This window comes from Parabacteroides sp. Marseille-P3160, from assembly GCF_900162725.1.
GTDB lineage: Bacteria > Bacteroidota > Bacteroidia > Bacteroidales > Tannerellaceae > Marseille-P3160.
Genome location: NZ_LT799418.1, coordinates 3,689,492 through 3,700,492, shown reverse-complemented (window position 1 = coordinate 3,700,492; position 11,001 = coordinate 3,689,492). Strand labels below are relative to the sequence as shown.

General features: G+C 45.9%; 10 protein-coding genes. 4 read left to right on the top strand and 6 right to left on the bottom strand.

The window, feature by feature from the left end; genetic code table 11:
* Window positions 1-24 precede the first annotated feature (24 nt).
* Window positions 25-3,129: a T9SS type A sorting domain-containing protein gene (locus tag BQ8014_RS14935; protein ID WP_139785138.1), complete on the top strand. Its 3,105-nt coding sequence runs from the start codon at window positions 25-27 to the stop codon at window positions 3,127-3,129.
* 70 nt (window positions 3,130-3,199) lie between these two features.
* Here the strand turns inward: BQ8014_RS14935 and BQ8014_RS14930 are convergent, their stop codons facing one another.
* Together BQ8014_RS14930 and BQ8014_RS14925 are read right to left on the bottom strand one after the other, a co-directional pair.
* Window positions 3,200-3,706 carry a DUF3868 domain-containing protein gene (locus BQ8014_RS14930; protein ID WP_080905045.1) on the bottom strand — a complete coding sequence of 169 codons (507 nt, stop codon included), beginning with the start codon at window positions 3,704-3,706 and terminating at the stop codon, window positions 3,200-3,202.
* 10 nt (window positions 3,707-3,716) lie between these two features.
* Window positions 3,717-4,280, bottom strand: a complete 564-nt coding sequence (locus BQ8014_RS14925) for a DUF3575 domain-containing protein (protein ID WP_080905044.1) — start codon at window positions 4,278-4,280, stop codon at window positions 3,717-3,719.
* A 111-nt stretch (window positions 4,281-4,391) separates the two neighbouring features.
* Here BQ8014_RS14925 and mnmE point away from each other — a divergent pair, with 111 nt between their 5' ends.
* Both mnmE and BQ8014_RS19880 read left to right on the top strand, forming a co-directional pair.
* Complete coding sequence (mnmE, locus tag BQ8014_RS14920) at window positions 4,392-5,783, top strand: tRNA uridine-5-carboxymethylaminomethyl(34) synthesis GTPase MnmE (RefSeq protein ID WP_200814470.1); 1,392 nt, start codon at window positions 4,392-4,394, stop codon at window positions 5,781-5,783.
* A 320-nt stretch (window positions 5,784-6,103) separates the two neighbouring features.
* Entirely contained in the window at window positions 6,104-6,235 is a 132-nt protein-coding gene (locus BQ8014_RS19880; RefSeq protein WP_255376312.1) for a hypothetical protein, read from the top strand.
* 36 nt (window positions 6,236-6,271) lie between these two features.
* Here BQ8014_RS19880 and BQ8014_RS14915 read toward each other — a convergent pair whose 3' ends face one another.
* On the bottom strand, window positions 6,272-6,589 hold the full coding sequence (locus BQ8014_RS14915) for a DUF493 family protein (protein ID WP_080905042.1): 318 nt from the start codon (window positions 6,587-6,589) through the stop codon (window positions 6,272-6,274).
* 191 nt (window positions 6,590-6,780) lie between these two features.
* On the opposite strand from BQ8014_RS14915, the gene BQ8014_RS14910 reads away from it, so the two are divergent.
* A complete protein-coding gene (locus BQ8014_RS14910) occupies window positions 6,781-7,335 on the top strand; it encodes an NADPH-dependent FMN reductase (RefSeq protein WP_080905041.1) in 555 nt (184 codons plus the stop codon).
* An 84-nt stretch (window positions 7,336-7,419) separates the two neighbouring features.
* Here BQ8014_RS14910 and BQ8014_RS14905 read toward each other — a convergent pair whose 3' ends face one another.
* The 3 genes from BQ8014_RS14905 to BQ8014_RS14895 are packed head-to-tail and all read right to left on the bottom strand — an operon-like array spanning window position 7,420 to window position 10,999.
* Window positions 7,420-7,815 (bottom strand): heavy-metal-associated domain-containing protein, encoded by a 396-nt coding sequence (locus tag BQ8014_RS14905; protein ID WP_080905040.1) that lies wholly within the window; start codon window positions 7,813-7,815, stop codon window positions 7,420-7,422.
* A gap of 43 nt (window positions 7,816-7,858) precedes the next feature.
* Window positions 7,859-9,487 carry an efflux RND transporter periplasmic adaptor subunit gene (locus BQ8014_RS14900; RefSeq protein ID WP_080905039.1) on the bottom strand — a complete coding sequence of 543 codons (1,629 nt, stop codon included), beginning with the start codon at window positions 9,485-9,487 and terminating at the stop codon, window positions 7,859-7,861.
* A gap of 15 nt (window positions 9,488-9,502) precedes the next feature.
* Window positions 9,503-10,999, bottom strand: coding sequence for a TolC family protein (locus tag BQ8014_RS14895; RefSeq protein WP_080905038.1), 1,497 nt, complete (start codon window positions 10,997-10,999; stop codon window positions 9,503-9,505).
* Window positions 11,000-11,001 lie beyond the last annotated feature (2 nt).

Here is an 11,001-nt window from a genome sequence, read left to right as displayed (position 1 = left end):
TTGATTCGAAAAAATAAAGATAATATGGGTAAGTTTTCTGTTTGTCCATGGCCTGTTTTGCGGTTTTTCTTTTTCTTCACCATATTGGGGTGGTGCTCTGAAGGGTGGACGCAAACTCCCAGTGGATTTGGCATAAGGTATGAAAACGCCCAATATACGGAAATAGTAAATCGTCAGGGTTATGGCAATAATTATCCGACAGGTAATACTTATACGTTACGCTTCGGACGTAATTCTAACAACACACAAGCGACACATCCCATTCTTGTAGACTTTACATATAATGGTCTAACGTATAAAGCGATGCCTAAGACCGATCCGACAAGACCCTATACCCGCATCGTTATTAATCGGAAACCGGCTAATGGCATTACTAATCTGAACAAGTTTACCGGTTTTTTTGAAAAAAGCGGCGTGCAGAATAATATTCATTATTTTAAAGCGGAATATATAGATAATCTTGAAGATCTTATCAATAGTTATGTGCTTAACCGGGGAGTTGATAATATTTTTTCGAATAATGACGGAATGACCCGCAATAATGTGGAACGAGTGGATCTTATTTTGGATGGAGGGATTGTTGTTCCCGCGGGGATACCTCTTGACCGCGTAGGTATGCTTTTGATGGAACGAAATGGGAATGACAACTATAAGGTCGCTGTAATTACGGAACTTGATGAAACCTCCAAAGTTTCAGGACTCGGAAATTTAATCGCCAGGTTGAAGACTAATTTTGGGCAAACGACCTTGAATGTTACATCCACAGTATTTCAGAAGGGAAATAATTCGGGAGACAATGATATAAAACCTGATCAAGATTTAGATTCACAAACGATAGCAGGTGATTTTATTACGTTATCTAAATTAGGTGTCACAGCAGGACAGATCATATATGGCATTTCAATATTCCCGGATGATGTCGACGCAAACAATGATTTGATAGGATTAACAAATGTTCCTACTACTACAAATGGTACCGCTGGCGGGTTGGACTTTATGGGCGGCGGGGGATTTTTTATTGAATCCAATACGATTTCCGCTTCTCTCGAAGGTAGGGTCTATCATGATACGAATGTATTCGACGGGGTTATAGACGGGATTGGCATAGGAACATTGAATTCTTCCAATTTATATGCATATATCATTGATCAGAATGAAAGGATTGTTGCAAGGCAATTAGTGGCGAACGACGGTACATTTAAGTTTCCTGTGATCCTTCTTGGGAAAGATACGGAATACCAGTTGTTAATCAGTACCCAAAATGTCTCAGGTTCTACTCCTCCCACCGGAGCGTCACTTCCTGCAGCGTGGATTATGATTGCCGACGGATACGGAACAGGTAATGCTATGGGAACAGGTATCGAAGCAACCCGTCCTAATGCCAATCTTGCTATTCCGATAAAATATGCTAATGCCGACAGTCCGCATATCACTGATGTACGGTTTGGTTTGTCAAAAAATTACTGGATGGGTACGGAAACCAGTACGGATTGGAATGTCGAAAGCAATTGGACGGCAGGGAATATTCCTGAGACGAAAGATGACGATGTGGAATTTGCTACGGTTGACAATTACGGAAAAGCAGCGGAAAACGACCTGTATATAGATAAAGATCGAGAGATCCGAGACCTGATCAATGCTTCTGATAAAAATCTGGTCATTACCACCGGTAACCAACTTACTATCTACGGAACGGTACAAGACGAAAATCCTTCTGGTGGTACGATTGTTGTAAAATCCGATCCTACTGAACCTACCGGAACATTGATATTTGATAATGCTGAAAATAATCAAAATGTCCAAGCCACGGTCGAGTTTTATAATAAAGCCCACAAATGCGATTGCGGATTTTATCCTCAATCTTGGCAGTATTTTGGCATTCCGGTGCAATCCTCGGCGTTTCCTTATTCTGCTTCGACGGTCGAAACGGTAAATGAATGGTCGGAACCGACAAACGGGAATAAATGGATCAGTCCGGCATCTCCGCTGACCGCTTTTACCGGCTATGAGATAGCCGACGCCTCAACGACAGAGCCGGAACATATTTATAACTTCTCCGGAACGTTAAATGTGGGAAACGCTTCTGTCGAGTTGACTCGAACCGCCGGGGTGAATTATTTCGGTATCAATCTGATCGGAAACTCCTATACGGCGGCTATACCGATTTCAGAGGCGGCCATAGACTTTAACGCATGGTCGGGGGGAGAGAAAACGGTTTATCTCTTTAATACAGGTACACGGGATGAATGGCGCAAGTTGAACGGCACAGTAGAAACCGGTACGAAAAGCGGGCAATATACTGCTGTACCCTTTAATCTGGCTGGTCAAGGTGAACTACCCGGGCAGATACCATCCATGCATACCTTTATGATTAATGCAGGGGCAGGCGGTTCCCTGAATTTAAATTATCATGAATTAGAAAAAAACGAGATGTTTGACGGCACGGCGTGGCGTTCCGGGAAAAAGGAAACGGATCAATTGCCGCATATTGTATTGGAGGCGGTCGGTACGACCTCCGTGGACCGTGTTTGGTTGTTCGAAAATGGCGTCTCAACCCGTAGTTTTGACAACGGATGGGATGGATATAAAATAGAAGAAGGCGGCCTTGTGCAGCTTTATGTTTCCGGGGAAGGCGGTGAGAAATATCAGGTAGCTACCGTACCGGAATTTGACGGCACAAAGATCGGATTGAAGCCGGACAATGACGACAGCTATACGCTAAACCTGTCAGTCACGCCGGACGTGGAAGCCCGTAATTTGTTCCTGTATGACCGGGTAACCGGCAATAATTATGCGGTACGCGACAGTGCCGAATATATGATTTCAGGAGTAAAGGTAGCTTTCAACGATCGTTTTGTGATCACGTCCGGCTTAAAGGAAACAGGTGTCGGAGCTTCTTCGCTCATAGAGCTTCTCTCTGTAAATAGTGCGATTTATGTAACGAATTTGTCGGATGAGGATTGTGTCGTCGTTGTCTACGATATTGCGGGCAGGGTTCTTCTGAAAAAGCCGGTAAGCAAGATGTCTTCCGCGTATATCAATACGCCGGGAAGCCTGCCGAACGGTCTTTATATTGTTCAGGCCAAAAGCCTTCATTACAGTAAGACAGCAAAGATTAGCGTTTATTAAGTGTGTATATATTCTCTTAAGCCGGGGGACAAGTCTCTATTGTATAGACTGCTTGTCTCTCGCATTTTGTTTAATCGGAAAGCTTCAGGTTTTCGGTTAAAATATTCGTATATATTTGAATGGTCTTTCCGCTCAGATCCTTGATCTTTCCGGTGAGTTTGAGTCCCGCTTCCTTCATCCAAGGCTGAAAATGGAGCGTATCCTTATATTCGACAATCTGTTTGATCGTCGGATCGTCGCTAAGCATTGCGTATGCGTTCTCCGCAAGGATGTATTTTTCCTTCAGTGCCTTAGCCCGCTTTATTTTCCGAAGTTTATGCGCGCCGTTAAGAATTATGGGCGCTAATTCCAACGAATCCGTTCCGTGGTAAAGGACCGGATAAAGGGAGAGGCTTTCACGGCTATTGACTTTTAGCCCATGGATGCTGACATCCATATCGAAATATAAGGTATCGTGACTTACTTCGACACGGTTCTGTTTTGCAAATACCATTCCCTGGTAGACGTTTTGTCCGGAAAGCGGCAGTCCGGAAAGTAGGAACACGGAATAGATAAAGAACTTTAATATACGATTCATGGCTTGGCTTTTATTTGATAAGATAGACGAGACTAATGCCTATTTTAGTCAATCCGAAATAATCTCTTTTAAAATCTCCGATAGGATCCTTCTCTCCCCGGTTATTGATAGTATATTTCAGATATCTGAATTGATTGTATCCTCCGCCTATCGTAAATTCCATATTCCACCGTGAGGTGAGGTACAGATGATAGCCGTAAGACAATCCGCCGCCTATGGCATGTCCGTCATAAGCGTATTCCTTGTCCATCCCCCAAGGCAGGTCGAAACCGTAAAGGTCATAATCCGCATATTGGGCATGGAACCCCAGGTAATGTCCGTCGAAACGTTCCAGAAACCAATAGCGGAACTCCGGTTGAACGATCCAGTGTTGCAGGGATTTGTCTTGGGTGAACGACCAGGGATGGTATCCTCCGGTAAGATCGACGCTGAAATGTTTGGCGATTCCTATTTCCAACCCGAGATTGGGAGTGGCTGTCGCACTATATAACAGATTATTCTTTAGCGCAATGCTTTGCGGGAAAAGATTACCTGCGTAAATCAAAAGAGAAAAGAGAAGTATGGTTCGTTTCATTAATCGTTTCTTTGTAAAATGAAGATACAAATTTAAGTAAAACAACTTATCTGGTGAAAGAATAATAGAAAATAGTTAAGTTTGTACGAACAAAATAAGAGTTCGGTTATGATAAATCAAGATACGATCTGTGCCGTTTCTACGGCTCCGGGTATAGGGGGAATTGCTGTCATCCGGGTTTCCGGAGCCGAAGCCTTCACAATCTGTGATCGAATATTTAAGGCCAAAACCGTGGAGAAAAGCCTGGGTGCGCAGGCTCCGTATACCTTGTGCTACGGCCAAATCCGGCAAGGGAATGAGGCGGTGGACGAGGTTGTCGCTGCCGTTTTCCGTGCGCCGCATTCCTTTACGGGTGAAGATACGGTGGAAATTACGTGCCATGGTTCGGGCTATATCCAGCAACGCATCTTGGAATTGTTGATTGAAAACGGATGCCGGAGCGCAACACCCGGAGAATATACGCAACGCGCTTTTCTGAATGGTAAGATGGACTTGAGTCAGGCCGAGGCGGTGGCCGACCTGATCGCCTCGACTTCTGCGGGGATGCATAAGCTCGCCCTTAACCAGATGCGGGGCGGTTTCAGTAAGGAACTGGCGCGGCTGAGGGATCAATTGTTGCAATTTACTTCCCTTATCGAACTGGAACTCGATTTCGGGGAAGAAGATGTCGAATTTGCCGACCGCTCCCAGTTGCTTGCTTTAGCACATGAGATCGAGCGGGTCATCGGCCGGTTGGCGCATTCGTTCAGTATCGGGAATGCGGTTAAGAACGGTATTCCGGTGGCGATTATCGGAGAGACGAATGCCGGGAAGTCAACGCTTTTGAACTTGCTGGTAGGAGAGGAGCGGGCGATTGTTTCGGATATCCACGGCACCACCCGGGATGTGATTGAAGATACGATCAATCTCTCCGGGATAACCTTCCGTTTTATCGATACCGCCGGTATCCGGGAAACGACCGACCGGATTGAAACCCTCGGAATCGAACGTACATTCCAGAAGTTGGAGCAAGCCTCTATCGTGCTTTGGGTCATCGACCTGACTAGTTCCGTCGCTTTGATAGAGGCCTTGGCCAAAGTGATTGGGCCGAAGGTAGCCGGCAAGAAAACGATTCTGGTATTCAATAAATCCGATCTTCTCACGCCGGAAGCTTTGGAAGAAAAGAAAGGACTTTTAGAAGAAATAGATGCCGTGCACCTCTATATTTCAGCCAAAGAGAAGAGGAATACCGATCTGTTGCAGGGAGAGTTACTGAAAGCGGCAGCCCTTCCCGAAATAGGTTCCGACGATATCATCGTTACGAATGTCCGGCATTATGAAGCGCTTACCAAGGCCCATGCCGCTATTCTACGTGTCCTCGACGGTCTTCAAAACGATCTTTCCGGTGATTTCATCAGCCAGGATTCCCGCGAGTGCATCCATCATCTTTCCGATATTGTAGGCGAAGTTACTACCGACCAAGTCCTCCACAATATTTTCAAAAACTTTTGTATCGGCAAGTAAGGAGTGATTACCAACGATTAGAATAGGTTACAGAAGGCCGGAATCAAAAAACACATCACTTTCCATTTTCCTTGAAGAAGGAAACATTTTGCTTATTCAGGAGTTCGGCAAGAAATATGGAAATTACTATGCCATCCTTTCTGCTATTGCTTCAGGAAGGAATGCAGCTTCTGAGATATCAGAATCAATCGGTAATGCCAGCGTTGGAGGTTTACTACAACGTTTAGAGGAAGATTTGGTGGGAAACCTCTAAAGGGAAAAATGTAGATCAGAATGAGATAGACATTATAGCCATTTCAGCAGAATCGCCCAACGTATTTATGGCCGAAGTAAAACGCCAGCGCAAGAACTTTAAACCGGAACTATTTCAGCATAAGGTAGAAGTTCTGCGCACCAAACTATTCTTTAAAGAGGAAATTAAGACAGCTTGCCTGACGTTGGAGGATATGTAAATTGTAAAAAAACTATTTTGCTTAATGAATCATTGATTAGAGTAGCATGACGCCGTGGATGGCGGCTACCTGGCGGTAATAGATTATTACGTCATCCGCATCATTGACCAGTGCGTTGACGGTTATGCTCGCATATTTGCCGTTTCTACTATCTCTTGATGAAAAGCTGGCATTTGCCTTTTCAAAAATCGTATGTATTTTCGCAATATTGCTTTGCTCCGCCGGAACAATGAACTTAAATGTATAATTGGATGGGAATGAATGTCCTTGCTCTAATGTTCCTTTGAATCTTTGATAAAAATCATCCATCGGTTGGTTTTTATCGTTTTCGAATATTTTTATTTTCTCTTCCATGAAGAGAGAGAAACAAATAGTAAACCATTTATTCGGATGTGTCAAATTGTCAGTATGCGCCTTCTCTATGTCTGAAGCGGAATGGTTTGCTTTCCGTGTAATTTAATACAAATTTTTAAAGAAACTAAAAAGATAAACAATTAGGGCCTTTTTCTCCTTTCATTAATAGTGGTAATAAAAACAAAAGTAAAATGAAAAAAATCGGAATCTTTGCCGGAAGCTTGCGAAAAGCTTCTTTTAATAAAAGTATTGCACGGTATGTAAAGAAACAGTCCTCGGATACTTTTAATTATGAAATAATCGAAATAGGTGATCTGCCTTTGTATAACCAGGACTATGATGATGAAGGCCCGGCACCTGTCGCTTATGAGAAATTCAGAGCTGCCGTTAAAGCCACGGATGGCGTTTTGTTTATAACTCCTGAATATAACCGTTCCGTCCCGGCCGTATTGAAAAATGCACTTGATGTCGGTTCGCGTCCTTACGGGCAGAATGTATGGGCTGGGAAGCCGGGCGGAATCATCAGTTCCTCCCCCGGTAATATTTCCGGATTCGGGGCAAACCATCACCTGCGGCAGTCGTTGGTTTTCTTGGATGTATTGACCTTGCAGCAACCGGAAGCCTATCTCGCGCATATTGCCGACAGTATTAATAAGGATGGAGAATTACACGATCCGAAAGTGGAAGCGTTTCTTTCGGATTTCCTGAAGGCTTATGAAGCCTGGGTGTTGAAATTGTCAGAATAAAAAATACCAATGAGGGTATGTAAGGGCGGCTTGCCGGTTGGATGCATACCCTCATCGATGTATTTGCGAATGTAAAATCCGGGATTATTTCCGGTATTTGCAGCAATCGGGCAATGCGTCATAGGCTGCCTGGGTTGCTTTGTCTTTGTCTGTATCATGCCCGGTCTTGGCTATCACTTTACTGATTGCCTCGACACTGGTTTGTTTCGGATCAAAATTCAAATGCAATATCTTCTCGTTTACGTCCCAGTTTGCAAAGGAGACGCCTTTTACAGTTTTTGCCGCCTTTTCAATCCGTTCTTTACACATCTCGCAACTACCCTGTACGCCCAACATGGCGTGCACATCTTTCTGGTTGGCGGAAGAATGCATCATTTCCATATTCTGATTTTCTTCCTGTGAGTTGTCGCTTGAAGATTTTGAATGACATGAGGTCACGAAAAACAAGCCTAAAGCGGCCATAAAAAATAACTTTTTCATCTCTATACTTTTAAATTGTTAAATACTAAATTATTATAAGCTATTATTTCCTGTATTTGCAACAAGCAGGTAATGCATTATAAGTTTCATCATTCGCCCGGTATTTATCCGTATCGTGTCCCGCTCCGGCTAACGCCTTACTGACGATATCCATGTTGGTCCGTGAAGGATCGATGTTCAGATGCAATTGCTTCGACCTCATATCCCAGTTTGCCGAAGCCACTCCAGCGATCCCTTTGGCGGTATTTTCAATCCGGTCTTTGCACATTTCGCAACTGCCCTGAACCTTGATCATCGCATGTTCCGTCTTGGAAGAGGCGTCCGGTTTCTTCTCATTCCCCATCGATGACATGTCATGGCCTTCATGGCCGGTTGCCGGCCGGGCGGATTGATCGTTCATCATACTGCGATGGCCTTCGAGTTGGGCGCTGGCGTCGATAGTGAAGACGCCGTTGGTTACAATCTCGTCCCCCTCTTCGATCCCTGAAAGGACGACATAGGAATCGCCTAACGAAGGGCCGAGTTCAATTTGCCGGAACAGGAAGGCGGGCGTCTCCGTATGCGGCTGCTTTACATATATAATCGAACGTTTGCCTGTCCATAAAACGGCCGACTTCGGAATAACGATCTCATTATTGTATTGCCTGAGAGAAGTCTTGACGATTGCATTTGCATACATTTCCGGTTTCAATTCTAATCCGGAATTGGCGGTTTCGACCCTCACTTTGGCGGTGCGCGTCGCCGGATCCAGGATCGGATTGATAAATGAGATCCTTCCCGAAAAGACCTTGCCGGGTAAGGCCTGAAGCGTATACTCCAGCCGGTCGCCTACTTTCAGGAATGGAAGGTCCGGCTCATAGGCGTCGAAGACGGCCCATACCTGCGAAAGATTGGCAATGTCGAACAAGACGCTTCCCTGGTTGACATAGTCGCCTTGGCTGACTCTCTTTCCGACCACAATACCACCGGTATTTGCTTTGATCTCGACGAGAGGGGAGACGCTGCCTGATTGCTCGATACTCGCGATCTGGCCATCGGTCAACTTCCATAGGTGCAGTTTTTCCCGCGCCGCTTGCAATAAGGCGGGTTGAACGGATTGCATTTTTACCGCCTCCAGGAGTTCCTGTTGGGCATTCAATAAGTCGGGTGAATAAATCATGGCTATCGTTTGGCCCCGGTGTATGCTTTCACCCGTGAAGTTGACGGACAGCTTTTCTATCCGTCCGCTTACATGGGATGCCTGGGACTCCGACAACCGTTCATCCGCCTGGATAACACCATATAGGCGGATCTCCTTTACCGGATTACCCCGGGTCACTTTGAAGGTCTGGACGTTTGCCAGCGCCGCCGCTTCTTCGGACATCTGTATGGCGTCCGGGTCGATTGCATCGCTTCCTGTGCCGGAAGCCTTCACCGGTATCAGATCCATTCCGCAAATAGGGCATTTGCCCGCCTTATCCATCTTGATTTGGGGATGCATCGAGCAAGTCCAATATTTTACGCCGTTTTCATCGGTATGCATCTCATGCGTATGTCCGGAATGATCTTCCCCCGGAGTACCCTCCGAACCGCCGGAGAATATCAGCCAGCCGAGCAGTAATCCGGCGAGCAGTATCAGTCCGTACCTGACATAATCGTTTTTGAACCATTGTTTTATTTTATTCGTGTCCATTCTGTCTGTCTGTTTTTATTGTTCTGAAAATTGAAATGAAATTAATTTTCGTACGGAAGCTACCATTATATTATAGTCCGCCACCGCTTCTGCTTTTTTGAGTTGGTAATCGAGCAGTTGCCTTTGGACCTGTATCACATTGGTCAGATCGTTTTTACCTGCCACAAACTCATTTACGATTAAACGGTAGGTCGTTTTTGCAAGTTCTTCCTGTTTCTCATATAAGGTGATCTTCCTGGCCGCATCGTCCAGTTGGTGTCTTGTCTTATACCAGTCGGCTTCGAGTGTATTCAATGTCTGGACGTATTTTTCGGCGCTCGACTGTTGGCGGAATTTACTTTCCCGTTGTTGCGCCTTGTATTTGTTCCGGTAAAGAGGGATGCTGACGGAAATCATCGGCATCAACATATCCTTTCCGTCCATACTGCTCATACCTGCGCCGGTTTCCATATCCATGGAGCTTTTTTGGCTCTTGCCGATGAGCATGTATTGCAATCCGACGCCGAACATCGGGTAACTCATTTTCCTGTCCATCTCACCTTTTGCCTTATAGGCAAGCCCTTCTTCCCGGATCATGCCCAGCATCGGATTCCGGCTTTCCATGCTTTCCTTTACCGATACGGTATCAAAGAGGAAAGGAAGCTGTTCGAAAGAATCCGGAACCTGTATTCCGGATTCGGTGGGGCGGTTGAGCAAGGCGTTGAATTTGGCTTTCTCCGCCTTTAGTTCGGATTGCAGGCTTTCTATATTGTTGTCGATTTCGGTCGCTTCCAACCGGATGCGAAGCACGTCCGACAAGCCGGGGGAAGCACTCCCCATCCCGGATGCCATGCCATCGCCCGAACCGGACATGGCGGACATCGAACTTCCGGAAGAGGCTTGCGTATTGCTGCCGCTTCCCATCGTACCCATCCCCGCCATGCCGCTTCCGCCCGACGGGGCAGAAGCTTTGCTTTGTGCCGCAGGAGTGGATGCCGATGGGGAGTAGCCTTGTCCGGGGCCGCTTCCCGGAGCGGCAAACCGCCGTATGGCGAGCTCTTCCAATTGCGCCAGCAACTTTTTATTTTCATCGTTGTTCCTCAGTTGCTGCTGCAAACGGCACAAGGTGTACCATTGGGCATAGACACTCAGGTATAGTGCATCCCTCGTCTCCCGGAATTGTTCGAACGTCATTTGGGCCATGTGCGTCATTTCCGTTTGTGCGGCCTTTTTCGTGCCGAACCAAGGAAACATCTGCATCAGCTTAAACTCGCCTATTTGGCGTCCGTCGATAAGATCCATCGGCTCGAGGTAGAATCCCATCTCCAACTGCGGGTCTTCGTAAGCGCCGGCCTGGGGTATTTTTTGCAGTGACGCCTTATAGGCCAGGAAGTCGGCTTTCACACCGGCATTATTTTGCGCGGCGATCTTTAGGTAATGGTTTAACGAATCCGTCGTCTGGGCGGACAGATCCGTGACGGCCGCGGCCGTCAACCATAATATCAGTAAATATTTCAATTGATAATATCTCATAA